The sequence below is a fragment of the Robertmurraya korlensis NBRC 107688 genome, from assembly GCF_001591645.1.
In the GTDB taxonomy this organism is placed as follows: Bacteria; Bacillota; Bacilli; order Bacillales; family Cytobacillaceae; genus Robertmurraya_A.
In genome coordinates, this window is record NZ_BCVH01000001.1 from 810,544 (window position 1) to 836,798 (window position 26,255).

The 26,255-nt window shown below is 39.2% G+C and carries 26 protein-coding genes and 3 riboswitches; of the genes, 20 read left to right on the forward strand and 6 right to left on the reverse strand.

Annotation, left to right across the window (positions count from 1 at the left end):
- The first annotated feature begins 339 nt into the window (after window positions 1–339).
- The 6 genes from BKO01S_RS04060 to clpP all read left to right on the forward strand — a co-directional run bounded on the left by BKO01S_RS04060 (window position 340) and on the right by clpP (window position 5,208).
- The gene (locus tag BKO01S_RS04060; RefSeq protein WP_084361934.1) at window positions 340–1,275 is read left to right on the forward strand and encodes a prolyl oligopeptidase family serine peptidase; all 936 of its coding nucleotides are present in this window, start codon (window positions 340–342) and stop codon (window positions 1,273–1,275) included.
- A 142-nt stretch (window positions 1,276–1,417) separates the two neighbouring features.
- Window positions 1,418–2,194 (forward strand): ABC transporter permease subunit, encoded by a 777-nt coding sequence (locus BKO01S_RS04065; protein ID WP_066048985.1) that lies wholly within the window; start codon window positions 1,418–1,420, stop codon window positions 2,192–2,194.
- A gap of 2 nt (window positions 2,195–2,196) precedes the next feature.
- On the forward strand, window positions 2,197–2,952 hold the full coding sequence (locus BKO01S_RS04070; protein WP_066048988.1) for an ABC transporter ATP-binding protein: 756 nt from the start codon (window positions 2,197–2,199) through the stop codon (window positions 2,950–2,952).
- Window positions 2,953–3,042: 90 nt separating this feature from the next.
- The gene (locus tag BKO01S_RS04075) at window positions 3,043–3,735 is read left to right on the forward strand and encodes a hypothetical protein (protein WP_066048991.1); all 693 of its coding nucleotides are present in this window, start codon (window positions 3,043–3,045) and stop codon (window positions 3,733–3,735) included.
- 163 nt (window positions 3,736–3,898) lie between these two features.
- Window positions 3,899–4,606, forward strand: coding sequence for a sigma-70 family RNA polymerase sigma factor (locus BKO01S_RS04080; protein ID WP_066048992.1), 708 nt, complete (start codon window positions 3,899–3,901; stop codon window positions 4,604–4,606).
- Window positions 4,607–4,632: 26 nt separating this feature from the next.
- Window positions 4,633–5,208 (forward strand): ATP-dependent Clp endopeptidase proteolytic subunit ClpP, encoded by a 576-nt coding sequence (clpP, locus tag BKO01S_RS04085; RefSeq protein WP_066048994.1) that lies wholly within the window; start codon window positions 4,633–4,635, stop codon window positions 5,206–5,208.
- 37 nt (window positions 5,209–5,245) lie between these two features.
- Here the strand turns inward: clpP and BKO01S_RS04090 are convergent, their stop codons facing one another.
- The gene (locus BKO01S_RS04090; protein ID WP_066048997.1) at window positions 5,246–5,560 is read right to left on the reverse strand and encodes a DMT family transporter; all 315 of its coding nucleotides are present in this window, start codon (window positions 5,558–5,560) and stop codon (window positions 5,246–5,248) included.
- Complete coding sequence (locus tag BKO01S_RS04095) at window positions 5,560–5,901, reverse strand: DMT family transporter (protein ID WP_066049000.1); 342 nt, start codon at window positions 5,899–5,901, stop codon at window positions 5,560–5,562. The genes BKO01S_RS04090 and BKO01S_RS04095 overlap by 1 nt, the downstream gene beginning before the upstream one ends.
- A gap of 66 nt (window positions 5,902–5,967) precedes the next feature.
- Window positions 5,968–6,065: riboswitch (guanidine-I (ykkC/yxkD leader) on the reverse strand.
- Between the two features lie 143 nt (window positions 6,066–6,208).
- Window positions 6,209–6,251: riboswitch (PreQ1 riboswitch) on the forward strand.
- A gap of 52 nt (window positions 6,252–6,303) precedes the next feature.
- Here BKO01S_RS04095 and queC point away from each other — a divergent pair.
- From queC to BKO01S_RS04115, 4 genes are all read left to right on the forward strand, one after another.
- Entirely contained in the window at window positions 6,304–6,957 is a 654-nt protein-coding gene (gene queC, locus BKO01S_RS04100) for a 7-cyano-7-deazaguanine synthase QueC (protein ID WP_066049003.1), read from the forward strand.
- Window positions 6,958–6,960: 3 nt separating this feature from the next.
- Complete coding sequence (gene queD / locus BKO01S_RS04105) at window positions 6,961–7,440, forward strand: 6-carboxytetrahydropterin synthase QueD (RefSeq protein ID WP_066049007.1); 480 nt, start codon at window positions 6,961–6,963, stop codon at window positions 7,438–7,440.
- A complete protein-coding gene (queE, locus tag BKO01S_RS04110) occupies window positions 7,437–8,165 on the forward strand; it encodes a 7-carboxy-7-deazaguanine synthase QueE (RefSeq protein WP_066049010.1) in 729 nt (242 codons plus the stop codon). The genes queD and queE overlap by 4 nt, the downstream gene beginning before the upstream one ends.
- A gap of 151 nt (window positions 8,166–8,316) precedes the next feature.
- The gene (locus BKO01S_RS04115; protein ID WP_066049013.1) at window positions 8,317–9,525 is read left to right on the forward strand and encodes an MFS transporter; all 1,209 of its coding nucleotides are present in this window, start codon (window positions 8,317–8,319) and stop codon (window positions 9,523–9,525) included.
- Window positions 9,526–9,558: 33 nt separating this feature from the next.
- On the opposite strand, the gene BKO01S_RS04120 is transcribed toward BKO01S_RS04115, so the two are convergent.
- A complete protein-coding gene (locus BKO01S_RS04120; RefSeq protein WP_066049016.1) occupies window positions 9,559–10,902 on the reverse strand; it encodes an MFS transporter in 1,344 nt (447 codons plus the stop codon).
- Window positions 10,903–11,271: 369 nt separating this feature from the next.
- On the opposite strand from BKO01S_RS04120, the gene abnB reads away from it, so the two are divergent.
- The 4 genes from abnB (at window position 11,272) to BKO01S_RS04135 (ending at window position 15,055) form a co-directional block, all read left to right on the forward strand.
- Window positions 11,272–13,365 carry an arabinan endo-1,5-alpha-L-arabinosidase AbnB gene (abnB, locus tag BKO01S_RS04125; RefSeq protein ID WP_157077283.1) on the forward strand — a complete coding sequence of 698 codons (2,094 nt, stop codon included), beginning with the start codon at window positions 11,272–11,274 and terminating at the stop codon, window positions 13,363–13,365.
- The gene (locus BKO01S_RS24240) at window positions 13,337–13,624 is read left to right on the forward strand and encodes a LamG domain-containing protein (RefSeq protein WP_157077284.1); all 288 of its coding nucleotides are present in this window, start codon (window positions 13,337–13,339) and stop codon (window positions 13,622–13,624) included. The genes abnB and BKO01S_RS24240 overlap by 29 nt, the downstream gene beginning before the upstream one ends.
- Window positions 13,625–13,807: 183 nt before the next feature.
- Window positions 13,808–14,536, forward strand: a complete 729-nt coding sequence (locus BKO01S_RS04130; RefSeq protein ID WP_066049018.1) for an SGNH/GDSL hydrolase family protein — start codon at window positions 13,808–13,810, stop codon at window positions 14,534–14,536.
- Window positions 14,537–14,596: 60 nt separating this feature from the next.
- Window positions 14,597–15,055: a DinB family protein gene (locus tag BKO01S_RS04135; protein ID WP_066049019.1), complete on the forward strand. Its 459-nt coding sequence runs from the start codon at window positions 14,597–14,599 to the stop codon at window positions 15,053–15,055.
- 24 nt (window positions 15,056–15,079) lie between these two features.
- Here BKO01S_RS04135 and BKO01S_RS04140 read toward each other — a convergent pair whose 3' ends face one another.
- The 3 genes from BKO01S_RS04140 to BKO01S_RS04150 all read right to left on the reverse strand — a co-directional run bounded on the left by BKO01S_RS04140 (window position 15,080) and on the right by BKO01S_RS04150 (window position 17,365).
- Entirely contained in the window at window positions 15,080–16,132 is a 1,053-nt protein-coding gene (locus tag BKO01S_RS04140; RefSeq protein ID WP_084361937.1) for an iron-containing alcohol dehydrogenase family protein, read from the reverse strand.
- Window positions 16,132–16,785, reverse strand: a complete 654-nt coding sequence (locus BKO01S_RS04145; RefSeq protein ID WP_066049028.1) for an MtnX-like HAD-IB family phosphatase — start codon at window positions 16,783–16,785, stop codon at window positions 16,132–16,134. Before BKO01S_RS04145 ends, BKO01S_RS04140 begins: the two co-directional genes overlap by 1 nt.
- A 106-nt stretch (window positions 16,786–16,891) precedes the next feature.
- Window positions 16,892–17,365: a hypothetical protein gene (locus BKO01S_RS04150; RefSeq protein ID WP_066049032.1), complete on the reverse strand. Its 474-nt coding sequence runs from the start codon at window positions 17,363–17,365 to the stop codon at window positions 16,892–16,894.
- Between the two features lie 43 nt (window positions 17,366–17,408).
- Here BKO01S_RS04150 and BKO01S_RS04155 point away from each other — a divergent pair, with 43 nt between their 5' ends.
- The 6 genes from BKO01S_RS04155 (at window position 17,409) to thiM (ending at window position 26,245) form a co-directional block, all read left to right on the forward strand.
- Entirely contained in the window at window positions 17,409–18,410 is a 1,002-nt protein-coding gene (locus BKO01S_RS04155) for a D-2-hydroxyacid dehydrogenase (RefSeq protein WP_369690980.1), read from the forward strand.
- Between the two features lie 178 nt (window positions 18,411–18,588).
- Window positions 18,589–20,295: a methyl-accepting chemotaxis protein gene (locus BKO01S_RS04160; protein WP_066049038.1), complete on the forward strand. Its 1,707-nt coding sequence runs from the start codon at window positions 18,589–18,591 to the stop codon at window positions 20,293–20,295.
- 25 nt (window positions 20,296–20,320) lie between these two features.
- Window positions 20,321–21,376 carry a sugar ABC transporter substrate-binding protein gene (locus BKO01S_RS04165; protein ID WP_066049040.1) on the forward strand — a complete coding sequence of 352 codons (1,056 nt, stop codon included), beginning with the start codon at window positions 20,321–20,323 and terminating at the stop codon, window positions 21,374–21,376.
- Window positions 21,377–21,768: 392 nt separating this feature from the next.
- Window positions 21,769–23,118: an MATE family efflux transporter gene (locus tag BKO01S_RS04170; RefSeq protein ID WP_066049042.1), complete on the forward strand. Its 1,350-nt coding sequence runs from the start codon at window positions 21,769–21,771 to the stop codon at window positions 23,116–23,118.
- A gap of 196 nt (window positions 23,119–23,314) precedes the next feature.
- Window positions 23,315–25,081 (forward strand): methyl-accepting chemotaxis protein, encoded by a 1,767-nt coding sequence (locus BKO01S_RS04175; protein WP_066049046.1) that lies wholly within the window; start codon window positions 23,315–23,317, stop codon window positions 25,079–25,081.
- Window positions 25,082–25,193: 112 nt separating this feature from the next.
- Window positions 25,194–25,305: riboswitch (TPP riboswitch) on the forward strand.
- Window positions 25,306–25,426: 121 nt separating this feature from the next.
- Entirely contained in the window at window positions 25,427–26,245 is an 819-nt protein-coding gene (gene thiM / locus BKO01S_RS04180) for a hydroxyethylthiazole kinase (RefSeq protein ID WP_066049049.1), read from the forward strand.
- Window positions 26,246–26,255: the final 10 nt, after the last annotated feature.

The following is a 26,255-nucleotide window of genomic DNA, read 5'->3' on the forward strand; positions in this document are numbered from 1 at the left end:
AATGACCGTCTGATTAGGACAGCAACAGAAATTCCAACTAATTCACAGTCCGAATGGCGGTCCGATTAGGACAACAACAGCAGCTCCAACTAATTCACAGTCCGAATGACGGCCTGATTAGGACAGCAATAGCAGCTTAAACTGATTCACAGTCCGAATGACGGTCTGATTAGGATAGCAATAGCAGCTTAAACTGATTCACAGTCCGAATGACGGTCTGATTAGGACAGCAACAGCAGCTCAAACTAATTTTCAGTCCGAATGACCGTCTGACAAGGACAGCAACTGCCACACAAGCATCACCTTAATCAATCCAAAATAACAAAACGAGTTGATCGGATGAAAAAAAGCGTACTTTTAGTATTCATAATCGTGTTAACGAACTTAATAACAAGCTTCTCTTTTGCTGAAAACAACGTGGGTATTCAAACCATTCAAACGAAAAAGTCTGATTATAATGGTGTTCATCTTAAGGAGAACATTGTGTATGCGAGGACTGAAAGGAAACCGTTACATCTGCACATCCTACTACCAAAACAAAAGTCAACACCTCGTCCATTGATTGTGTTTATTAAAGGAGGGGGCTGGGGTTTCCATCATCCTCAAAGAACATTTGAATTTATCCCACAGTTAGTACCCTTTTCAAAAAACGGCTATGTGGTGGCAAGTATCGAGCATCGGACAAGTCACGAAGGCAAATTCCCGACGCAATTATTTGATGTTAAATCAGCGATTCGATATTTACGAGCGCACTCAGCTGAATACAATATCGATAAAAATCGGATCGGTGTCTGGGGTAACTCTTCTGGGGGGCACTTGGCAGCTCTACTCGGTACAACTGGCGGAGTAGAGGAATTGGAAGGCAATGGTGAATACTTGAGCGAATCAAGTAAGGTACAAGCAGTGGTTGATTGGTACGGACCAACCGATTTGTTACAGATGAGTAAATATCCCTCAGACTTTGATTTTGACTCCCCGGATTCAGCAGAATCGGTGTTAATTGGTGGCGCGCTTCAGGAAAATAAGGACAAAGTGAAGAGAGCGAACCCTATTACCTATATCACAAGTGACGACCCTCCGTTTCTAATTATGCACGGGGACAAGGATCGTCGCGTTCCATTCAATCAAAGCGTTCTCCTCTTTGACGCATTAAAAAAAGCAAACATAGAAGTGACTATGTATAAAATTAAAGGCGCGGGTCACGGTGGATTTTCACAACCTGAGATTCTAAAAACCGTACAACAATTTTTTGATACGCATTTACAGGGAAGGTGAGCCACTAGGTTCACCTTTTTGCATTCTACCTACATTGTTACATATATGGTAACAGAATCTTCATATTTATCCTTTTAAATGAGATAGAACAAACTACCAAGCTAAAAAAGTATCAATAGCAATGAAATGGGAGGGAAAGGGAATGTTTAATTGTACTTGGAGGCAAAAGCTAATTCCTTGGTTGATTCCTTTCTTTATCCTTGGGTTTTGGCAGATTTTTAGTATGAACGGGCTATTTCCAGCTACCATTCTTCCTTCACCTTTTGCGGTGATCCAAACAGGAGTAAAATTAACCGCATCAGGAGAATTAATCAATCACATTTCTATTAGTCTAGGGCGTGCCTTCATTGGCTTTATCATTGGAGGGATATTAGGATTTTTCTTCTGTTTAATGAATGGATTATGTAAACCAATGAATCTACTATTGCAACCTACCATTCGTATACTGAGAAGCATCCCGCATATATCTTTACTTCCGCTGGTGATCTCTTGGTTTGGCATGAATGAAGTGTCTTTCGTATTTCTAGTCACCTTAGGGGTTCTTTTTCCTATTTATATCCATACATATCAAGGGATCAAATCGGTTGATAAGAGACTTATTGAAATGGGAAGAGCTTATGGGCTGAAGGGTTATACCCTCTTCTTTCATGTGATGTTACCAGGTGCGTTATCTTCTATCTTTGTAGGAATCCGATATGCACTTGGTATGATGTGGATGACATTAATAGTGGTAGAGACCATCCCAGCGAATTCTGGAATCGGTTATTTGACCATGAACGAAAGGGAGTTCATGCAAATAGATATGATACTTCTAAGCATACTCATTTACTCCTTACTCGGAAAACTATCGGTTTGGATGGCCAAACTCTTTGAAAAGAAATGGTTGCTGGGGAAGCAATTGTCCCAAGAAGGAGAGTGATTATGATGGATTTTAACCCAATCTTACATGTTAATAATGTGCAAAAAAAGGATGGAAACCAGTCTGTATTAAAAGGAATTAACCTTTCTATTTATGAAGGGGAGTTTGTTTCCATCGTTGGGAAAAGTGGGTGCGGAAAAAGTACACTGCTTCGTATTATAGCTGGGCTAGAAGATAGTAATGAGGGATTAGTGAAAGTTAACGGAGAAAGGCTAACTTCTATAAATAACTATGCAAGAATCATGTTCCAAGATGGAAGGCTGATACCGTGGAAAACCATCCTGCAAAATGTCGGCTTGGGCTTAACAGGTGATTGGAAACCAAAAGCCATGTATGTATTACATCATGTTGGTTTGAAGGAACGTGCCAACCATTACCCTTCGTCGCTATCAGGCGGACAAAAGCAAAGAGTAGCACTCGCTCGTGCACTTGTCCATGAACCAAAACTATTACTGTTTGATGACCCACTGGCGACAGTTGACGCCTTAACACGTATAGACCTGCAAAACCTATTCGAGTCTGTATGGAAAGAAAATCGACTCTCAGCCATTCTGGTCACTCATGATGTGGAGGAAGCGCTCCTTCTATCCGACCGAGTGATCATTATGAGAGATGGAGAAGTGGTGTTGAATAAACTGATTGATTTGCCAAGGCCTAGAAGTCGATCCAATCCAACCTTCCATCATTATTCCGAGGAAATTCTTGATATGATTATGGGAGAGAACAAAGAAAAGAAGAATGGCTATAAAATAGTTTAATGATTCTTTCATCATTTGTTCATAAATTGGTAATAATTTCTGGACATCCTACCTTCTGTAGTACAAAACATAAGTTGAAGGAGGAAAGACATGGTGAAAAAGATTAGTGGATTATTTGTGATTGCTCTAGTTTTTGGATTGCTGATTTCCGTTCAAGCACTTGCTGCACCGGAGGACAAGAGTGAAGTTGAATCAAAGGAAGCGCATGCTCATAAGGGGCACTACCACCACAGTCCAGAGTTTCTTGAGAAAAAAGCAAAAGAGTTAGGGATTTCAACCGAAGGAAAAGATTCTGAGACGATCGCAAAAGAAGTAAGAGAAGCTATGATTAAGAAAAAAGCTGAGGAGTTCGGAATCCATACAGAAGGCAAGGACTTTGAAACCCTCGCGAAGGAAGTTAAAGAAACCTATATAAAAAAACAAGCAGATGAGCTCGGAATCAAAACCGAGGGGAAAGATATTGACACGTTAGCAAAAGAAGTACGAGAAACGAATATTAAAACAAAGGCAAAAGAACTTGGCATTTCCACTGAGGGTAAAGAACTGAAAGCCCTAGCGAAAGAATTACGAGAAGCCAGCATAAAGAAAGAAGCAAAAGAATTGGGAATATCTACAGAGAATAAGGATTTCCATCAATTAGCTCATGAAGTACGAGATGCAAAAATTCTGCAAACCGCAAAGAAATTAGGTATTTCTACGGAAGATAAGTCAACCGAGGAAATTCTTGAAGAGATTATGACCAATCATGAAGAGGAAGCAAAAAAGTTAAAACTGCTTCATTGAAGTGAAAAGTGACTATTCTTAAAATGAGTAGTCACTTTTTTATGTTCCAAATAGTGGTGCGAACGCATTCATTTCGTATAAACTAAAAAAAGAATGGTGACCCCGTATCTTTTCATGGATGTTCTTCGTTATAAGGATAGAGAGTGCTGAAGGAGTGGTGATTGTGCAAAGGAAAGTTAGGAAGAACGAGACGGATATACAGGAACATCCGAGTCCTACTCAAATGGAAGAGATGTATCCAAAGCTTTTGCGTTATTGTTTGTTTCTGTCCCAAAACAGCTGGGATGGAGAGGATTTGGCTCAGGAATCTTTCTTAAAGGCTTGGCAACATTATCAATATCAGTCGGATCTCTCTGCTGCGCTAGTGAATAAGATTGCTCATAATGAATGGATTGACACCATAAGAAGACGCAGCAAGGAATCTCTTGAAGACATTCCGGAACAATCTCAAAATGAAACAGAACAACTTGTTAACCGATTTGAAGTGATTCAACAGCTGATCCATCAATTAACACCAAAACAAGCGATCATGTTTGTTTTAAAAGAGGGCTTTCAGTTCCAACTGTCTGAAATAGCGAAGCTTTTGGATTCGTCAGAAACGGCTGTTAAGGCCGCCATATATCGGGCCAAACAGCGTATTGAGAAGAAGGATACTGACCATAAGAACCCTCTAATTGAGCAATATTGGAACGAAGAAGAAAGACAACAAATCGAATTCATTCTCCATGAATCTATTAAGTCTCAAGACCCGTCGATTCTCATTCATTCGATTCCAAACATTCGCTCGTTACAAAAAGGTCATCCTACTTGCACAATACAAAAATCACCTCGCTCTTATCATCCTTCACGCACTGTCTTTATGGCTGCTTAATTCGAAACGAAGGAGGAAAAACAAACATGAGTTTAATTCCATATGTAATTGAACAATCAAACCGCGGGGAACGCTCGTACGACATTTACTCTAGACTGTTAAAGGATCGGATCATTATGATCGGTGAGGAGATTAATGATGCTGTCGCTAATAATGTTGTGGCACAATTATTATTTTTAGCAGCCGATAATCCGGACAAAGACATTTCTATCTATATTAATAGTCCAGGCGGTTCTACAACAGCTGGCTTTGCGATATTTGATACGATGCAATACATTAAACCCGATGTCAGAACCATCTGTACTGGAATGGCTGCTTCCTTTGGGGCTATGCTTTTACTTGCTGGAACAAAAGGGAAACGGATGGCCCTTCCAAATAGTGAAATCATGATCCACCAACCTTTAGGTGGGGCCCGTGGGCAAGCTACCGAAATCGAAATTTCAGCCAAACGAATTTTAAAACTTCGTGAACATATTAACCGGATTATTTCCGAACGAACGGGCCAGCCTGTTGAGAAGATAGCAAGAGATACGGACCGAGATTATTTTATGACTGCGGAAGAAGCGAAGGAATATGGCATTATCGATGAAATCATTAGATAAAACAAAGAGGAGTAGCCTTCTATAGGGGCTACTCCTCTTATGATACTAGTTTTAATCCAATTACTGAGCCTAACACCATAGCAATAAAGAGCATACGTTTCCAATCTCCCGATTCACCGTAAAGCATAATGCCGATAATTGCACTGCCTGCAGTCCCAATCCCAGTCCAAATCGCATACGCAGTCCCCATCGGTATAGATTTCATCGCAAAGGAGAGTAGAAAAAAGCTCACTCCAAAACCAAGAACAACAAGAGCGAGTGATTGCAGGTTCCGTTTTAGATTGAATTGATTAATCAAGCTCACACCTACGATTTCAAACATTCCGGCTAAAATTAAAGCAAACCACGCCATTAGTTTTCCTCTCCTTCCTGAACCTTTTCCCCCGTGACTATTTTAAGCCCAATAATTCCTACTAATAAAATGAAAATAAGTACAATTTTTTCTATTTTAAATGATTCACCAAAAAACAAGATATCAGACAATACTGTACCGACGGTTCCGAGACCGACAAAGACCGCATACACGGTTCCAACAGGTAGTGTACGGCTAGCTTGCAAAATCACATAGAAGCTGACAGCAATGGAAACCACTGTCCCTATCCACCCCCATAGATTGTCGGCATGCTTTAAGCCAATGACCCAAAACACCTCAAAAAATGCAGCAATGACTACCATGAGCCAATTCTTATTCATTTAGATCCCTCCAAAATTATTATTCCCACAAAATAAAAAAGCCCGAGAGCTACTGAAAAATCAGTTACCTCCCGGGCTTTTATCCCTCCGTGACACAGAAAAAACTGTGAGTTTTCTCTCGGTCCAGGCCAACGAGCTGTTGCGGAACCCTAGAAAACATTTTCCATATATAACAAAATACATTATACACAAATATAAATGTAACGCAAATAGGTTACATAGTTTCTAGTTTTATAAATAAGTATAATAGTAAGATCAAATCATCTACCACTTTTGTCGAAATGTGATATAATTCTCAAGGGATAAATAAAAAGAGGTTCTAGCTACCCTCTCTAAAAAACTAAGGAAAACAGTGCTGCTTTCTTAGTGGCACTTTTTTTCCGTTAAAAAGGAGTATGCAAATTGAAAAACGATAAAGCAATTGTTGTGTTTAGTGGCGGGCAAGATAGCACGACATGTTTATTTTGGGCAATAAAGAACTTTAAAGAAGTCGAGGCTGTGACGTTTGACTATAATCAAAGACATAGCTTAGAAATCGAATGTGCAAAAAATATAGCGAATGAATTAGGTGTAAGACACCATATTTTAGATATGTCACTCCTTAATCAATTAGCACCAAATGCGTTAACACGCTCGGATATTGAAGTAAAAGAAGGGGAAGAAGGCGAACTTCCATCAACGTTCGTTCCAGGAAGAAACCTTTTATTCCTTACCTTTGCTGGTGTATTAGCACGCCAAGTAGGTGCAAAGCATTTAGTCACGGGCGTTTGCGAAACGGATTTTAGCGGGTATCCAGATTGCCGTGACATTTTCATTAAATCGTTAAATGTAACATTAAATCTTTCCATGGATGAGCAATTTGTGATTCATACCCCTCTTATGTGGTTAAACAAGGCAGAAACATGGGCATTAGCCGATGAACTTGGAAAGCTTGAATACGTACGTGAGAATACATTAACTTGCTACAACGGCGTCATTTCTGATGGGTGTGGAGAATGCCCAGCTTGTGTGTTACGTAAAAGAGGACTTGATGATTTTACCAACGGGAGGTTTTAACACATGTACGGATTTCGCATCGTAGAGAATCTTCAGAAGATTGATCAGGACATCAAACGGTCCGAATTAAAGTATCATACTAAGCGGGTACTTGTGAGCAAGGAATTTACGTTTGATGCTGCACACCATCTGCATTGCTATGAAGGGAAATGCAAAAATCTTCACGGCCATACGTACAGGGTCATTTTTGGCATTAGTGGCTTTGTTGATGATAGAGGGTTAATGATGGATTTTGGTGACATTAAGGACATTTGGAAAAATGAAATTGAAATTTTCCTTGATCATAGATATTTAAATGAAACTTTACCAACAATGAACACTACGGCGGAAAATATGGTTGTGTGGATCTATGAAAAAATGAAAGAAGCTGTTTCAACAGAAGAACGCCAAAAGCTTTATCATGGGGCCAGAGTGGAATTTGTTAAACTCTATGAAACTCCTACAAGTTACGCGGAAGCAAGAAGGGAGTGGATGGAGGAATGAGTAAGATTCCTGTTTTAGAAATTTTTGGTCCAACGATTCAAGGGGAAGGTATGGTCATTGGACAAAAAACGATGTTTGTCCGTACAGCCGGATGTGATTATTCGTGCAGCTGGTGTGACTCTGCCTTTACATGGGATGGTAGTGCCAAGGACGATATTCGCATGATGGAAGCAGAGGAGATATGGCACGAACTAAAAGAATTGGGCGGAGACAATTTTTCGTTTGTAACGATTTCTGGTGGGAACCCCGCACTGTTAAAAAATCTAGACGAATTGATTGGTCTGCTTAAAGATAACCAAATCAGTATCGGGATTGAAACACAGGGTAGTCGTTGGCAGGATTGGTTTTTACAAATCGATGAGCTGACCCTTTCTCCGAAGCCACCAAGCTCAGGAATGGAGACAAACTTTGAAGTGTTGGACAGTATTTTCGCCAACCTACAAGCCGGTGAATTTGCCAATCAAGTTAGTGTAAAAGTGGTAATTTTTGATGATAAGGATCTAGAATATGCTAAAATGGTCCATTCTAGATATCCAGCGATTCCATTTTACCTACAAGTAGGGAATGATGACCTGACTAACACAAATAACGATGATCTTGTGAAAAAGCTATTAGAAAAATATGAATGGCTAGTGGATCGTGTGGTTGCTGATCCTGAGCTAAATAATGTAAAAGTTCTGCCACAATTACATGCGTTTTTATGGGGTAATAAGCGCGGAGTATAAGATAAAATGGAAGCATTCACCTTTACGGTGGATGTTTTTTTATTTCAACCACCGAATATTTCGGGAGTGAAAATAATTCCATTTTATGTTAGTATATATAGATATAATTCTTGTACGTATTTGCGAATGATCAAAATTGGAGATGTAAAGGATGGAAATATGGAAACGAAATTTGTGGGTACTTTGGATTGGCGTCTTTTTTACAGCAGCTAGTTTCTCAATGGTCATTCCTTTTTTACCTATTTTTTTAATTGAGATTGGTGTTCACGACCATACCGAAATGTGGTCCGGATTATTGTTTAGCTCCGCCTTTTTTGCAGGAGCTATTGCTTCACCATTTTGGGGAAGAGTAGCAGATAAGTACGGAAGGAAACCAATGATTGTGAGGGCCGGGATTGTCCTGTTCTTCATTTATACTCTTATGGCCTTTGTAACCAATCCTTATCAAATATTGGTTCTTCGGATCCTACAGGGCTTACTAAGTGGCTTTATTCCTGGGGCGATTGCGTTAATCGGTACAAACACCCCAACCAAACACGTAGGAAATGCTTTATCACTCATATCGACAGCATCAGCATCCGGTATGATAGCAGGGCCGTTAATTGGTGGAGCCATCGCGGAGTGGGTAGGGAACAGATGGGCGTTTGCCACCGGCGGAATCATTGTATTCATCGCCACCGTTCTTATTATACTATGGGTAACAGAAGAAAACTTTGTTCCTAGTAAAGAAAGAGGATCGGTTAAGAACGATATTAAACTAGCGATGGCCAATCGTCCACTTATGATGGTCATTGTCCTCACTATTATTACCAGCTGTTCCATCATGACACTCGAGCCTGTTCTCCCATTGTATGTGGTAAAAATCGGTGGATCCTATGAAAATACTTCTCTATTAGCAGGAATCATCTTCTCCTTGCCTGGAATTGCTAGTGCCTTGTTTGCTCCGATATGGGGCAAATGGGCGGATAAGGTTGGTTTTCACAAGGTATTGTTTATCGGTCTTCTCGGCGGGGCCATTGGGATGCTCGCACAAATTGCTTTTACTCAAATTTGGGGATTTAGCATTGTACGCTTCTTGTTCGGCATCTTCTTCTGTGCCGTTTTCCCAGCCCTAAATGGTCTTGTGGTGAAAGCGACAGAGGAGGATTTCCGAGGGAGAGCCTTTGGATTGAACCAAACAGCCAATCAAATAGGCGGGATGATTGGACCGATGATTGGTGGAGCGATCGGTGGCCTTTTTCCTATCCAAACGGTTTTCCTTGTTACCGCAGTTTTATTATTTGCAGCAACGGCTTTTGTCTTCTGGAGTGGCAACAATGTTCAAAGCACAATGAAGAGAAGAGTCGCCCATAGCAAGTAAAAAAGGACGCCCAATGAGCATCCTTTTTTCATATTATCCTATTTTGGCAGCTTGAGTTGATTGCTCGGCTGCTTTTTTTTGAATGAGAAAAGAAGTGAATAGAGCCAAAATACTCCCAATAAATCCAAACTGAAACAAGTGATGAATTCCTTCCATATCTGTTGCACCTGTGGTTAACAAATACCCCATGACCGTAACCCCAATAACGGTTCCCATGTTACGGCAAAGCATAAAGAACGCCGTTGAAACTCCCTTTTCATGTACCCCCACTAGTTGTTGAACCCCAATGACTCCAACGGTGGATAGCATTCCAAAGGCGATACCTTGAATGATCATCACAAAGAATACAAACCAAAAGCCATGACCTGGGTTTAGAAGAAGTAACAATAGTCCAGAAATGAACAAGAATGCATTCCCAATAATAAGTAATCTTCGATAGCCATATTTAAGTATCCATTTTCCTGCAGGTACAGCTGCTGCCATCCAGCCAATAGCCGAACCAAGGAGTGCCACACCACTAAGGAAGAGAGAAAGGCCTGCAATATTTTGTAGAAATAATGGGATATAACTAGCTGTTCCAAAAAGGGCTAGATTCCCTATAAAACCATTAAAATTAATTCTAGAAATCATTTTGTTTTTAAACATAGAAAATGGAACAATGGGGGAAGCTTGTTTTTTCTCGAAGAAATAAAAACCTACCAGCAGAACCACTCCAACTGCCGCATAAATCCATCTACTTTCCTCAACGACAGTCACTAGAAGGAGACTAGTGATGCTAGCGCCAAATAAGATCGCACCAAAATAATCGACCTTAGCCTTCTTTGGTTCATATTCCTCCTTATAAGCCATCAGAGTGACAAAAGAAATAAGGCATATGGGTAGGTTAATATAGAATATCCACCTCCATGTTAACACTTCAACAAAAAAAGACCCTAACAGGGGGGCGAGTACAGCAGATAATCCCCACATACCTGTAAATAATGCCTGAATTTTCCCTCGTTTTTCAACAGAGAAAAGGTCTCCTGCAATAATAGCTGGAAAGGGCATCATAAACCCAGCTCCCATCCCTTGTACGGCTCGGAAAATAACCAATTGAATCATATTTGCGCTCATCCCACATAAAAGGGATCCAGCTAAGAAAAGTAAAATCCCGAAGCCGAACACTTTCTTTCTACCGAACAGATCTGATAATCTTCCAGCAACCGGGGATAAAATAGTACTAGCAATCATATACGAAGCAAAAGACCATGCATACAGATCAAAACGACCAAGCTCTTTAGCAATCACGGGCATGGTAGTATTCATGATCGTTGTATCAATGGATGCAACTAGCATAGCGAGTACGATACTAACCATGACGGTTACTCTACTTTTCATAAAAAAATCTCCTTTAGTTGAGTTAATCATTATTTATTACTTCGATAATAGAAGTATCTTGAACTTGAAGTATATTAAAACAATTGGGTGATTATGTCAAGGGGAAACTTGGATTTATTAGTTTCATATAATTTTGTAAACTTGATTGTACATATAATTACTAGTCTTTCCGTAATATAAATAACTTGACCGTACAAATATAGGTATTTAGTCACATTGATAGATTAGTAGTACTTAGTGTACTCTGTATTTAGGTTAGGTTGAAAGCGCTTAATCTAACTATGGTTGTACGTACATATAAAATAAAAAGGAGGAAGCTATTGTATTTATAGTGAAATCAGAATCTAAATCGGAAAGCGAGAGGAAAAGATGAGTAAACGAACTTTGCAAAAATTATTTATGGGTATTGTAGCGATTCTTTTAATTATTCCGATCTCGGCATTTGCAACTAGTAAAAATACTTCAGAGGTAACCCCAAGTAAAGCTCCAACTTTTAAAAATGCATCTGTACACGATCCATCCGTTATTAAAGCTGACGATACGTATTACGTGTTTGGATCTCATTTAGCAGCCGCTAAATCAAAGGATCTTATGCAATGGGAACAGGTAGCCAATGGAGTTAGCAGCAAAAATCCACTTTTTGAAGATGTGGTTAAAGAATTAAAAGAGACCTTCGATTGGGCTCAGTCAGATACCTTATGGGCAGCTGATGTGATTCAGCTCGAGGATGGAAAGTTTTATATGTATTACAATGCCTGTAAAGGGGACTCACCACGATCAGCACTTGGTATAGCAGTAGCTGATAGTGTAGAAGGCCCTTATAAAGATTTAGGAATCATTTTAAAATCCGGTATGTGGGATCAAACGAGTGAGGATGGGACCATTTACGATGCTAGAATTCATCCAAATGCCGTTGATCCAGATGTATTTTTTGATAAGGACGGAAAGCTTTGGATGATGTACGGTTCGTATTCCGGCGGTATCTTTATAATGGAAATGGATCCTGAAACAGGTAAGCCATTGCCAGGCCAAGGCTACGGGAAGAAATTATTAGGTGGAAATCACAGTAGAATTGAAGGCGCTTACGTCTTATACAGTCCAGAAACAGACTATTATTATATGTACCTATCATTTGGAGGTCTTGACGCCGTAGGTGGATATAATATGCGTGTTGTTCGCTCTGAGAATCCAGATGGTCCTTACTATGATGCAGAAGGCAATGACATGATCCATGTGAAGGCCGACCCTAGCCTTCCTATATTTGATGACAAGTCAATTGAGCCATATGGAGTAAAAATCATGGGCAATCACCTGTTTGATCGAAAGATTGGTGATGCAGGGATAGGAATCGGTACAGGTTATGTGTCACCGGGCCACAACTCTGCCTACTATGATCCTGAAACAGGTGAACACTTCTTGATTTTTCATGCTCGTTTCCCGCAACTTGGTGAAATGCATGAAATTCGAGTACATCAAATGGCTATGAATAAAGATGGTTGGCCAGTAGTTGCTCCTTATCGTTATGCAGGTGAGAAATTAGAGAAAGTATACCGTGAAGAAATCATTGGTGACTACAAATTAATCAATCACGGGAAGGAAATATCTGCAGAAATTAAGAAAACTGTAGATATTACGCTTGAGAAAAACAATAAGATTACCGGTGATGTAACAGGAACATGGAAGAAGACGGACCATAACTCAGCAGAGCTGACAATTGATGGAAGTACGTATAAAGGGGTATTTTTACGTCAGTGGGACCCAACCTCAGAAACATATGTGATGACCTTTAGTGCCTTATCTCGGGAGGGAATTGCTGTTTGGGGAAGCAAAGTTCCAACAAAAACCGATAAAGAAATCGTATCAGACATTGTAGCGGATTTAGCTATTGGTGACACGACTGCTGTTATTAATAATATCGAGCTTCCAACTGAAGGAACAAGAGATTCCGTTATTAGCTGGTCATCTTCAAATGAAGGTGTCGTTACAAACACTGGAATCATCACACGTCCTGAAGCCGGTTCTGACCCTACAGAAGCAACATTAACAGCAACAATTCAAAAAGGAAGCGAAACCGCAACAAAGGTCTTTACCATTACCGTTCTTCCAGGAAAGGCAAGTGGGGAGATTGCACACTATTCCTTTGAAGGAGATTTAACCGATTCATTAGGTAAAGTTGGAATGGGAACAGAGACCGGAGACCGTATTGATAATACAGGCGGAATCATTAGCTTCTCAGAAGGAAAAAATGGAGATGCAGCTGTTTTTAACGGCGCGTCAGGAGTACGATTACCAAATGGATTAATCTCAAGTGACTCCTATTCCGTTGCACTATGGTTAAAGCCTGAACAGCTAACACCATTTACAACAACCTTCTTTGGCGCAAGAGACGCAACTAACTGGCTGAGTCTTGTTCCAATGGGTTGGCAATCAAACGATGATTTGGTCTGGCACAGCCTGGTATGATGCCGTTACAGGTTTAACGATTCCAGCTGGCGAGTGGACACATCTTGCATTTACAGTCAACGAAGGGCAAATTTCGGTGTATGTAAATGGCGAAGAGAAGTTTAACAAAGGCGGCTTCCCGAATGTATTTACAACGACGAACGGAACCTTTGGTCTAGGAGTAAACTATTGGGACACACCATTTAAAGGTTTAATCGACGAATTACATGTCTATGAAGGGGCATTAACGGCGGAACAAGTAGCAGAATTAAGTAAGTAAATAGGAAATCCAACTCGCTGGTTTATAGCGAGTTGGATTTTTTAGTTTTTGGTATGAATAGAATGAAAGGATTGGCAAAAAATAACGAATTCTTCATTTAATAAAAAAATTATAGTGCCAATAGGAATTTTCGTTCTTAATCACGAATTAAAATAAAGAATAAGAAAAGGGGGAGAAGTGAATATGAAGAATAAAATTTTACGTTCTATGTTAATTGGTTCACTATTAGCATCCTTTCCGATGACAGCGTTTGCTAATGGCAGTAAACATGTCGATTATGTAGCTTTAGGTGATTCACTAGCCGCTGGGGTAACACCATATCATTCTATTGATAAAGGGTACGCTGATTTTCTAGTCAATCGCTTTGAACAATCGCAATACGACATACAATTAGATAACTACGGTTACCCAGGATACAAGACAACAAATATTGTAAATGAACTTCTTAATCCTACCAACCCAAAGTACGGGCCACTACGAGAATCCATAAAAGAAGCTGAGCTTGTTACAATTGATATTGGAGCCAATGACTTATTAGCCAATTTAGACAATATCAAGCAAAATCCGTCTACAGCACCAGCCGTATTAAATACAATCACCCAAAATGTATACCTTATTTTAAGTGAAATCGATAAAATCAATCCTAATATAAAGGTCTATGTCATGGGCTACTACAACCCATTCCCTCATTTCTCAAAGGAAGAGCAGGCTGCCCTACTTCCATTATTAGATGCCCTGAATCAAGCCATTGAAAAAGTAGCATCCGTCAACGGCGATGAATTTGTTCCAACTGCAAAAGTGATTGAAAAATATGAAACCGTTTATATACCTAACCCTAATGACATCCATTTAAGTCTAGAAGGATATCAGGCCGTGGCAAAAGAATTTTGGAAGGCGATACAAGAAGAGTAAAGTGGTACGACCTATCTTCACCATGAATAGGGCGTACCACTTTTAGAAGGAGAAGATAGAATGAAATCCATTCAAAGTATGTTTGATCATTTACATTGGGCAAATGTACGTATCATCAATACCTTACTTACACTAAATGAACCCAATAAACAAGCAGAAACATTATTCTCTCATATTCTTTTAGCAGAACGAGTTTGGATAACAAGGTTGATGGAGAAGAGCAGTTCTCAACTCCCGATATGGTCAGACCTATCGTTAGAAGATTGTAACGAACTGCTACAGGAAAATCATACGCATTATCGGTCTTATGTAACAAGATTAACAGAACTAGAGATAGAAAAAACGGTTACCTATAAAAATAGCAGGGGAGAGGAGTTTCATAACACGATTAGAGATATCCTTGTCCATGTAGCACTACACGGACAGTATCATCGAGGACAAATCAATCTCCTTCTCAGGAATAATGACGAAGAACCCATTGCCACAGACTATATCCTTTATAAAAGAGAAAAAGAATAAAGCGGATGCTGGCTAGCATCCACTTTATTCTTTAAATAAGGCCTTCAGTATAGCATCTTCATCCAGTAACTGTTTCGCTTTTTCCCGATACTTTTCTTCGTGTAAAAATGTATACCGATTTGGCTTGATGGTTGGTGCCAAATCAATGGCTTGTCGGTATTCTTCTTTATGTAATGATAATGTTTGAACATAATCAAAAAAGCCTGTACGTTCAAGCACCTTTCTTACGCGTTCAAATCTGTGATTCTGGACATTTGCTACGATATAGGTTGCGATCCCCACTTGAACACCGTGCATTTGAGGGGTAACAGATATTTTATCTAACGCATGTGAAATAAGATGCTCCGAGCCGCTAATCGGTGCGCTATTTCCGCTAATGTCGGTTGAGATTCCACCCATTGTCATCGAGCTTACTAATTCTTTTAAAAAAATTGGATTCTTAATGTCGGTCATCGGTGTTCGGATAAAGCTATTCACAGCTTTTTTACTTAACATGGCGGCAAATGCATTTACATAACCAACGCCATGTTTTTCTTCAAAATCCCAGTCATATAGTGCCGTAATATTCGACATTAAATCCCCGATCCCTGCTAGAATCATTTTTGTTGGAGCAGTCTGAATAATGTCAAGATCGACCACAATCCCATAAGGAATTTGAGCAGGAACGGTCGTTTTTTTGTTATTTACTACAATTGAACAATTGGAACTTGCAAATCCATCATTTGAAGCGGAGGTAGGGATGCTGATAAACGGAAATTTCCTAACAAAAGCAATATATTTCCCGTAATCGACTAGAGCACCACCACCCATGGCAAGGACCACATCATAGTTCTTTAACGAAAAGGCGACTTGGATTAGGTCATTTATACCCATACTTGAGTCCAAAACCTGGGTATGGAGAGAGATGCGTGAAAAGCTGGATTGAATCGATTCAGCAAAAGCTTCATTCGTGAATTCATCAAAAAAGATAATGGCTTCACGAAAGCCATGCTTAATTAAATGTGCTTCTAAATGGTGAATTACCCCACTGCCAATTTCTAATAATGAAGGAATCGAAACATTTGTACCTTGACGCATTATCGTGAAATCAGCCCTTTATTTATCAAATATTCTTCTATCTCTGTGAATTCTTCAACAGAGATGTAAGGAACCCCTTTTTCCTCAAGCATATCTTGAAGGGCATCCTTAGCAAATGTAAGATCAGCAAACACAGCCGGATGTGAGTCTGGTTCACTGTCACCAGCAAAAAACACAAGTTCGTATTCCTCTTTTAATTTTTGAATTACCTTCGATTTATCAATTCCATAGCGCTCAGAATACTTCCAATCATTTTGATCAATGCGCATATGAATATTTTTTTCATGAAAAAACCCTTCATTTGAAAACACAGTGACGTTTTTAATGTCGTATTTCTTAAGAATATGGTGAATATAATAATCTGTACCTGCGCTTAGGATGTAAAAATCTCCACCATTTTCTTGAACATTCTTGATAAAGTGAGGGACGTACTCGTCAATTGGAATTGTATGTATCTCCTCAATAATATGTGCTTCCTCCTGGTGAATCGATTGGAAAACGGTAGCAAGAAAGTCAATGTCTTTGATTTTACCAGCCTTCCAGTCCTTAAATAGCTCTTTGCCTTCTGAAAAATATTTATCAATTACCATCCAATAAAAATCCTTTTTCGAAATCGTACCATCAAAGTCAGATACAAATGCCCATTTTTTCATTCATGAAATCTCCTTTTATGAATTTAGGTGTTTCTCATATTATAAGCATAATTCGATAAACAAACGTAAAGAAATTATAAAAGACCCATGATTCGTTCATGGGCCATTAGCTGCTTGAGGATTGGTTTAAGTCTTTTTCGGGTTGAAATAACTTTGTGGATACAGCATTTAATTTATTTAAAAACCGATTAAAGCCAAAGCCGACAAAGAAAGCGAAACTAATTTGTGCATACGGTGTGTCTTCATATTCAATAAATTGAATTAATAAGATTCCACTTTGTATGAGGGTAACTGCCACCACGGCTGTTCCAGTAGCAAATATCGGGTAAAAAATATACATAATCCACTTTCGATAATCCGTTAATTCGCCTTTCATATAATGAGAACAAAACATATATAGGTGTCGTAGTGAACCACCAATGGCTCCCGCAAAGAAATAATATAAGAAAATTTCTATTTTTGAAACCTCCGGAATCCACTGTTCAATACTTCCAGTCCATAACAATCCTACAGCAATAAAACTTCCGAAAAATAAAAGGGATAAGTAGACGAGTATCACAATTTTTAACCATCTCTTCATATGATCACCCCGTTTTATATCGTATGAAGAAGGAGACCTCGAAATGTCAAAAGTCTACACCAATCCATCAAGCTATAGTAAAATACAAATAATCAGATATTCGGAGGTTCGTATGAACATACATAATATTCTCATAGCAGGAGAGTATCAGCGAGAATTTGAAACATTGTTTCCAAACAGAAAACAAAGAAAATTCCGATTTTTACCAGTAGAGGAGATAAAAGAACAGGACTTAGACTGGGCAGATGCATATGTGGGATTCAAACCTTGCCCTAACTTTCAATTGTCAAAGCTAAAATGGGTTCATTCATTTAATGCAGGTGTGAATAATTACTTAGACTTACCGGGTTGGAAAGAGAATCAAGTCATTCTCACTCGAACGATTTGTTCCTTTGGAGAAAGAATAAGTGAATACTGTTTAAGTTTTATCCTAAAAGACCTGCAACACCATTCACAATTTCAGAACCAGCAACAACGAAAAAAATGGATACAAAGTACACCAAAAATGCTTAAGGATATAACCATCATGATTTTTGGTACCGGGGCAATCGGTCAAGAAGTAGCTCGCACATTTACCCATTTTGGATCAACCGTTATTGGCATTTCCGAAAGCGGGAAGCAAAAGGATTCCTTTCATCAAATTGTCCCGATAGGTTCAGCATCCTCACTGATTGGAGAAGTAGACTGGATCATCAGTACTCTTCCACTGACCCAAAACACAAATAAGCTATTTACTGAGGAATATTTTTCTCGAATGAAGTCCGTTGGCTTTATAAATGTAGGTAGAGGAGCAACCGTTGATGAAAAAGCGCTTATCGGTGCATTAGATTCAGGGAACATCCATACTGCGATACTAGATGTAGTTGAGGTAGAACCATTACCAGAGCATTCAACACTTTGGCAAAGAAAAGAAGTGGTCATTACTCCACATATTTCTGCCGTCACAGAGCTGAATGAAGCGATTGATTGCTTTGCCCAAACGTTACACGCCCTCGAAACCAACCAACCCTTACCTAATCAAGTTAATTTTGATAAAGGATACTAAAAAAGATATAGCCTGTTTCTATCATTTATATAATGAGGGAAACAGGCTTTTCTAGTACATGATTCCTATCTTGCAATAAAATTGGAAGAAAACTTAACAAACTATTGTCCCAGACCGATAAGAAAATAGACGAATTTTGTCGAAAGGTAGATGTAACCACTAGGTCAGGGGGAGTTGTATGTTAAGTAAAATAAAATGGTCCAACATAAAAATTGGTGGTAAGTACATGGTTATCTTCTCATTTATGACCATTGCTTTTTTGATTTCTGTTGTTGTAACGGGAATTTTCATTAAAGACACGAGTCTTAAAATGGAAGATACAGTAACGAGAAATCAAGTAGCTGTAGATGCTGGAAACTTGGTAACCCTTTATCATGAAAAGTACTTGCTGGTTCCGGAATACATACTTTTATCTGATGAAGTAAAGCTAAATGTATATTTGGACCATAGCCAACAGTTTGTTAGCATTGCAAAAAAACTAAAGAAAAATCTAACAAGTGATCAATTAAAAACGTTTAATCAACTTATTGAAAATAATCATAAACTCGACGAGTATTTTTTTAGTACTATCGTCCCGAAGGTACAACAAATTAATACAGAAGAGTTCGCAACATTGGAAAACCAGGCAAGAGAACTGAAAAATGAAACCATCAAACTAGGATATGAGCTAAAAGAAACGGCAACTAAAAACAGCGAAGCTGACTTAGCAGCCGCAAAAAATCAACTGGAAAGACTGTATCTGATTCTTATTATTTCGTCCATCGGATCCATCGTTCTTTCTTTAATACTGATTTTCCTCCTAAGCCGAAAAATCAAGAAGAACCTAGAAGAAATCGTTGTACAAAGTAATGAGATAGCTAGTGGACGGTTAAATAATGAGGAATTAACCTATCGTGGGACTGATGAAATTGGACAGCTCGCTCATTCTATTAATATGATGGCTTCTAGCTTACGAGCAATGATTTCAGAAATCTCTACGCTTTCAGCTGACGTGGATAAGCAAAGTGTAACGTTGTTTGAGTCATCAGAGGAAGTTAAAATAGGTAGCGAACAAGTTTCTATCACCATTGAAGAAATGGCAAAAGGGGCAAGCTCACAAGCCGACAATGCTGCAAATATCTCTTCAAAAACAAAGGAATTCAATGATGAAATTATTCATTCCAACTCACAAGGGGAAAGATTAGTAGAATTCTCCGATCAAGTACTAGAAGTGGCCGTCCGTGGGGACAACCAAATGAAAGAATCTCTACAACAAATGAAGAGAATCAATGATGTGGTAAGTGAATCTGTTGACCAAGTAAAGAATTTAGAAAGCAAGACTCAATCAATCACAGAAATCGTTCATGTGATCAAATCGATCGCCGATCAAACGAACTTACTTGCATTAAATGCTTCCATCGAAGCGGCAAGAGCTGGAGAAGCAGGAAAAAGCTTTGCTGTAGTAGCAACGGAAGTAAGAAAATTAGCCGAAGAGGTTTCACGTTCTGTGGAAGGTATAGCTTCTATTGTCTTTAGCATTAAAGAGGAAACCTCGAAAATTGCTGACAATTTAAATGAAGGATACGGTGAGGTTAATAAAGGAACCGTCCAAATTGAGTTAACAGGTCAACAATTTGCCGACATTAAAGAAAAAGTAGAACATATGTCCTTTGGTGTAAAAACCATTTCAGAGAGCTTAAATAAAGTACAACAATCTAGTCAATCAATGAGTGAAAATATTGAGCATATTGCTGCTGTATCAGAAGAAACAGCTGCAGGTTCTGAGGAAATTTCAGCAGCTGTCCTTCAGCAAAATCAATCACTCGACAATATTTCGGTAAGTGCCAAAATGCTAACAAGTATGGTAGAGAGAATGAATAACTTGATCAAAAAATTCGAACTATAATAGCTTAGTAGGAAGGAGGAAGTATATGAAGATTTTCACAAAAAAGACATTACCAAGCATATTTCTTATTATTCTTATGATCGTTACGGCAGGTTGTTCCTCAACAGAGAAAGCATCAAGCAATAACGATTCTAAATTAATTACCGATGAATCAAAACCGTATGTCGGTTTCTTACTTGATACCCTAAAAGACGAAAGATGGTACAAGGATAAAGCTCTATTTGAAGAAGAGATTAAAAAACTTGGCGGCCAAGTAAAAACACTAGCTGCAAACGGCTTGGATGAAGTTCAAATCAAACAAGCAAAACTATTAATCGAAGAGGGAGTAGACGTGTTAGTCGTCGTTCCTCATGATGCGATCATTTCGGCTGAAATCGTAGAAATTGCTCATGAAGCAGGGGTAAAGGTTGTTTCCTACGACCGTCTAATTAAAAATGCCGATGTAGATTACTATATTTCCTTTGATAATGAAAAAGTAGGGGAAATTCAAGCAACCGAAATTCTAAAGCAAACACCTAGTGGGAATTTTGCCTATATTGGTGGATCAGAATCTGACAACAATGCAATCCTATTCCGCCAAGGTGCTATGAAGGTCTTACAGCCTTTGATTGATAATGGTCAAGTAAAGCTTGTTCATGATCAATACACAGATGACTGGAATCCTGACATCGCGAAGGAAAATATGAAAACCGCCCTTAGTAAAAATGGGAATGCCATTAACGCAGTTATTGCTGCTAACGATGGTACCGCTGGTGGAGTAATCGAATCATTAACAGCCGTTGGGTTAGCAGGGACAGTTCCGGTCTCTGGTCAGGACGCTGAGCTCGAAGGAGTTCGCCGTGTCGTTCAAGGCGTCCAAACGATGACGGTTTACAAACCTATCAACCTATTAGCTATTAAATCTGCCGAAATGGCCATGATGGTAGCAAAAGGGGAAGAAGTAAAGACAGACAAACAAATAAACAATGGCAAAACGGATGTACCAGCCATCTTCTTAGATCCTATTGCGATTACAAAAGAAAATGTTCGTGACACCGTAATTAAGGATGGATACTTGAAAGAGGAAGATGTATTTAAATAAAGAATAGGCTCAGCTTTAGTAAAAACTTGTTGAAACGTGATGAAAGGACTAACTGATTACAGTTAGTCCTTTATTTCCAAATTAACGATTGGACTAGGTTTCCTTATCATCTTGCTAGCAATGTGTATATATATTCCTATCAGTTTGCTACCAGGATATATCAGTGGATAGATAGCCATTTTTTTTGAGAATCATAGAGAGAATTCTCTCCCTTCAAGATATTATCTTGTTTGATCGCCATAGTAGAAATCCTAGGGACTAAGCTTACTTATCATTGTCATTCCAACTGACTTTATGTGATATAATTCTTGTGATGAAAAATGGGTGATTCTGATAGATTCGTACACAAAAGCGTTGTTACTAGCTACTATGCTGTAAGAAAGGGGAGTAGAATGAATTTAGCTTCCGTTAAACAAATGGTTCACCGTTATTCACATACATGTACTCATCGCCAATACTTTATTTTGGCTTTTCCTTTAATTCTGTCTGGAGTCTCTACCCCATTACTTGGGGTGGTAGATACTGCCGTCGTTGGAAGAATTCAAGACCCTACGGCGTTAGGTGGGGTCGCGATTGCTGCGGTTATTTTCAATACAATGTACTGGTTGCTCGGCTTTTTACGTGTAACGACAAGTGGCTTCACCTCACAAGCTGATGGAGCAAAAAATGAAGAAGGTATTATGCTCGCTCTATATCGTCCAATGATCATTGCTATCTTGATGGGTTTTATATTTATCCTTTTTCAGAAGCCTATCATCCATCTATCCCTACTCCTAATGGGAGGGAATGCAGAAACGAGTGCCTTAGCTGAGACTTATTTTCTCATTCGTATTTGGGGTGCCCCGTTTATTCTATTAAGCTATGTCACCATCGGTTGGCTAGTCGGACTAGGAAAAGTAAAAATGTCCTTATCTTTACAAATTGGTATGAATCTATTAAATATCGTCCTTGATATTGTCTTTGTACTCGGACTTCATATGGGGGTTGCAGGCGTTGCCTATGCTACATTAATCGCTGAAGTTTCCTCCGTATTAATTGGATTGTTCATTATTTATCATACAAATAAAGGGCGTTTCTTTTTTCCTTCGTATGCTGCGTTAATTAAAAAGGATACTTTAGTTCAAATGTTTCTAGTCAATCGTGACCATTTTCTCCGAACATTATGTTTGGTCACCATGACTGGAATTCTCACCTCAAGAGGAGCAAGCATGGGTGAGCTCACATTAGCTGCAAATGCAATCCTCTTACAGGTTCAGTACGTAATGGCATATCTTTTTGGAGGATTTGCTAATGCCTCAAGTATCTTAGTGGGAAGAGCGTTTGGAGCAAAGGACCCTTCTCTATATTTTCGAGCGTTGTCCCTATCCGCTACATGGGGTTTAGCTACAGCTATTTGTTTATCCCTTTTGACCTTCGTGTTTGGGGACTTTATCGTTTCATTATTCACAACCATTCATGAGGTGAAAGAAACAACCCATGTATATATATTTTGGATGTTTCTATTTCCACTTGTCGGATTTTGGGGATTACAACTAGAAGGGATTTTTTCTGGTGCAACGGACGCCAAATCTGTAAGAAACTCTATTTTCATCGCTTTAATTGTGTTTTTAGCGGCCATTTTCACCCTTGTGCCCGTCTATGGAAACCACGGAGTATGGAGCGCGTTTATCTTATTTAGTCTTTCCCGAAGTGTCTTTTTATCTCTTTATGTCAAGAAACTAACTAATCGGTTAGTCGCATAAGGAATTTTGCAGAGAAATGTCATAACCTGCGCTTGCCTAGGAAATACCTTCATTTCCTAGGTTTTTTGTGTCTCCGATAGGTCGAGAGAACCAGGTATAAGGTTGGATTATTTATACAATACTTACATTTCCTTTACAATCCCTTAACATTCCTTTGCCATAATGAATGGGACAACGGGTGAAGGATGTGTAGGGATTGAAGTCTATAAAAATACGGTTTAGAAAAGGTCTTAGTATAAAGGAGAATTTTCCGTTATTAAAAATTCGTATTCAATCACAAAGTATTCGCAAGAAAATCATGCTCAGCTTCGGACTCGTATTACTAGTTTCGAGTGGTCTAGCTATTTACTCCATGATCAATACCCAAAAAGCAAATGAATTGGCAAAAACACTTATTTTAGAAGAATCAGAGCAGTTAAATGATTTGCAGGATTTACGATTTTTGATGGCTGAGAGATTGAGGCTGGTAAATGAATACATGCTTGAAGGTTCGCCGCAGGCCAAAGAGAGCTTTGAAAGTAATATACAGATCAGTCAAAAGTTAGAAGCAAAATTACTAAATAACGTAAAGGAGAACAAGGACGAAAACTCAGTAAAAAAGGTCATCTCCGATGGTTCCAAATGGAATGAGACCATGATGAAGGATGCTTTTCATGTGTTTGATCGTGGGGAGACGCGCCAAGCACTGCTCAATGTAGGCTCTGAAAAATTTAAGGCTGAGCAAACCATGGCAAAATTAAAAGCTTTGGCTGACGAAAAAAATAAAAGTGTTGAAAAGCTTGGAGAAGAAATCATTTCAAACGGGAAAAAAGTACAGATATGGACGATGACTCTTACAGCAGCGGTGATTTTTATTTCCGTATTGGTTGCCGTTGTATTAATGAATTCTATTCATGGACCAATCCGTCGTTTATCGGAGAGAATCAAGGTCGTTGCTGAGGGTGACTTTAGTCAAGAGGAAATGAAGGTCACTTCTAATGATGAAATTGGTGAATTAACCAACACGTTTAACGGCATGGTAAAAGAGCTAAGAGCTCTAATTACACAAGCGTCTGATACAGCGACACAGGTATCTGCTTCAGCTGAAGATTTAACGGCAAGTTCAGAGGAAACAGCCCAGGGGTCAGAAACGATTACCTATTCGATTCAAGAGGTTGCTGCCTCCTCTCAAAAACAATTAGAAAGTGTAAATGAAACCATACATACAATGAACGAATTGGCTACCATCCAAACGACATTAACTACTTCATCAGAAGAACTTGAAGCGTCTGCAAATGTAGTCGAAGGAATATCTAAAAATGGTAAAAAGGTTGTACAGCATGCCATCAAGCAAATGTCGCAAATACATGACTCTGTTATTGAAGTGGCAGGAGTGATCGATACACTTGGTAGTCAATCAAAGGAAATCACTCTAATTACCAAGGTAATCACAAGCATTGCGGAACAAACGAATTTACTTGCTCTAAATGCCGCAATTGAGGCTGCCCGAGCAGGTGAACATGGAAAAGGCTTTGCCGTTGTGGCTGATGAGGTACGTAAACTAGCCGTCCAATCAAAAAACTCATCAAACGAAATTATTGGACTTATATTAAAAATTCAAAATGGTACTGAACAAGCTATAAAGGCAATGGAACAGAGTACACGGGAAGTAGAAAATGGATCTATTGCTGTAAACAAGGCAGGCACTTCTTTTACACAAATTACTGATTCCATTACAGACATACGTGTAACAATCCAGTCTATTCATCAATATGTACAAAGGATGGCTAAGAGCTCAAAACATGTGACTGAGAATATTGAAGTTTTAACAGAATTCGCAAAGGTTAATTCTACCTCCTCACACGCTGTTGCTGCATCAGCTGAAGCACAATTAGCAACGATGGAAGAAATCGCTTCATCCGTTCAAACAGTCAATGAGATGGTGACTAGCTTAAAAAAAGTGCTAAAGAAATTTAAAATGTAACAAAGCTCCTCTTGTTGATACAGGAGGATTTTTTTATTACTATTCCTATTTTCAGAAAGTTAATGGTTGCGTTATGAAAAACCTTCCACTATGATGGTATTATAGTTTTATATGAATCTACTAGGGGGGCTCGTTCGTTCGGGCTGAGAGAAAACAAATTCAGTTTTCGACTCTTGGAACCTGATCTGGCTCATACCAGCGGAGGGAAGTAGTTACTGCGAAAGTGAATGTTTATTTGTTTCGTAACTATGCCAGGTTCTATAAGAATCTGGCTTTTTTGTTGTTTTTTTACATAAAAAGAGCCAGAGCGGTAACAGTTTCTATAACGAAAGGGGAACGGAATAAATGAGCCATGAGTTTTTAACATTAATAGATAGAGTAAGAGAGAAAACACCCTTGGTCCATAATATGACGAATGTAGTGGTAACCAATTTTGTTGCCAACGGGTTGTTGGCACTCGGAGCATCCCCGGTTATGGCGTATGCCAAAGAAGAGGTTGCTGACATGGCAAGCATCGCAAATGCACTTGTGCTGAATATCGGAACATTAAGAGAACCCGAAGTAGAAGCGATGATCATTGCCGGAAAAGCTGCAAATGAGAAGGGGATTCCGGTCGTCCTTGATCCTGTTGGAGCTGGTGCAACACCATACCGCACAAATACCGTTAAACGCCTTCTCTCTGAAGTGAACGTTAGCATATTACGTGGAAATGCTGCCGAAGTAGCCAACGTAATAGGAGAAGAATGGCAAACACGAGGAGTAGATGTAGGAAAAGGAAAAGGCAATATCGCAGATCTCGCTCGAATTTCAGCTCGTAAATTAAAGATGACTGTTGTTATTACAGGTAAAGACGATGTCATTTCTAATGGAGAAGAATCCATTAGCATTTCTAACGGTCATCCCCTTCTAACAAAGGTAACAGGAACGGGTTGTCTATTTTCATCAGTGGTTGGAGCGTTTGCAGGTGTAGAAACCAATTATTTACTAGCCGCTGCAGGGGCTTCTGCCTTTTACGGAGCAGTGGCAGAGCGTGCTATTTTCGTCACAGGCGATCAGCAGGTGGGCTCCTTCCAGATCGAATTACTTAATCAACTCATGCTTACGTCTTCGGCTGATGTGATAGACCTCGCCAAAGTAAGCATTTCAGAAGTCACAACCATATGAGGAGCATAGG

Coding starts and splice junctions, on each gene's coding strand:
- BKO01S_RS04060 (WP_084361934.1), top strand. CDS start 340: ATGAAAAAAAGCGTACTTTTAGTATTCATAATCGTGTTAACGAACTTA.
- BKO01S_RS04065 (WP_066048985.1), top strand. CDS start 1,418: ATGTTTAATTGTACTTGGAGGCAAAAGCTAATTCCTTGGTTGATTCCT.
- BKO01S_RS04070 (WP_066048988.1), top strand. CDS start 2,197: ATGATGGATTTTAACCCAATCTTACATGTTAATAATGTGCAAAAAAAG.
- BKO01S_RS04075 (WP_066048991.1), top strand. CDS start 3,043: ATGGTGAAAAAGATTAGTGGATTATTTGTGATTGCTCTAGTTTTTGGA.
- clpP (WP_066048994.1), top strand. CDS start 4,633: ATGAGTTTAATTCCATATGTAATTGAACAATCAAACCGCGGGGAACGC.
- BKO01S_RS04090 (WP_066048997.1), bottom strand. CDS start 5,560: ATGGCGTGGTTTGCTTTAATTTTAGCCGGAATGTTTGAAATCGTAGGT.
- BKO01S_RS04095 (WP_066049000.1), bottom strand. CDS start 5,901: ATGAATAAGAATTGGCTCATGGTAGTCATTGCTGCATTTTTTGAGGTG.
- queD (WP_066049007.1), top strand. CDS start 6,961: ATGTACGGATTTCGCATCGTAGAGAATCTTCAGAAGATTGATCAGGAC.
- queE (WP_066049010.1), top strand. CDS start 7,437: ATGAGTAAGATTCCTGTTTTAGAAATTTTTGGTCCAACGATTCAAGGG.
- BKO01S_RS04115 (WP_066049013.1), top strand. CDS start 8,317: ATGGAAATATGGAAACGAAATTTGTGGGTACTTTGGATTGGCGTCTTT.
- BKO01S_RS04120 (WP_066049016.1), bottom strand. CDS start 10,902: ATGAAAAGTAGAGTAACCGTCATGGTTAGTATCGTACTCGCTATGCTA.
- abnB (WP_157077283.1), top strand. CDS start 11,272: ATGAGTAAACGAACTTTGCAAAAATTATTTATGGGTATTGTAGCGATT.
- BKO01S_RS24240 (WP_157077284.1), top strand. CDS start 13,337: ATGATTTGGTCTGGCACAGCCTGGTATGATGCCGTTACAGGTTTAACG.
- BKO01S_RS04130 (WP_066049018.1), top strand. CDS start 13,808: ATGAAGAATAAAATTTTACGTTCTATGTTAATTGGTTCACTATTAGCA.
- BKO01S_RS04135 (WP_066049019.1), top strand. CDS start 14,597: ATGAAATCCATTCAAAGTATGTTTGATCATTTACATTGGGCAAATGTA.
- BKO01S_RS04140 (WP_084361937.1), bottom strand. CDS start 16,132: ATGCGTCAAGGTACAAATGTTTCGATTCCTTCATTATTAGAAATTGGC.
- BKO01S_RS04145 (WP_066049028.1), bottom strand. CDS start 16,785: ATGAAAAAATGGGCATTTGTATCTGACTTTGATGGTACGATTTCGAAA.
- BKO01S_RS04150 (WP_066049032.1), bottom strand. CDS start 17,365: ATGAAGAGATGGTTAAAAATTGTGATACTCGTCTACTTATCCCTTTTA.
- BKO01S_RS04155 (WP_369690980.1), top strand. CDS start 17,409: ATGTCAAAAGTCTACACCAATCCATCAAGCTATAGTAAAATACAAATA.
- BKO01S_RS04160 (WP_066049038.1), top strand. CDS start 18,589: ATGTTAAGTAAAATAAAATGGTCCAACATAAAAATTGGTGGTAAGTAC.
- BKO01S_RS04165 (WP_066049040.1), top strand. CDS start 20,321: ATGAAGATTTTCACAAAAAAGACATTACCAAGCATATTTCTTATTATT.
- BKO01S_RS04170 (WP_066049042.1), top strand. CDS start 21,769: ATGAATTTAGCTTCCGTTAAACAAATGGTTCACCGTTATTCACATACA.
- thiM (WP_066049049.1), top strand. CDS start 25,427: ATGAGCCATGAGTTTTTAACATTAATAGATAGAGTAAGAGAGAAAACA.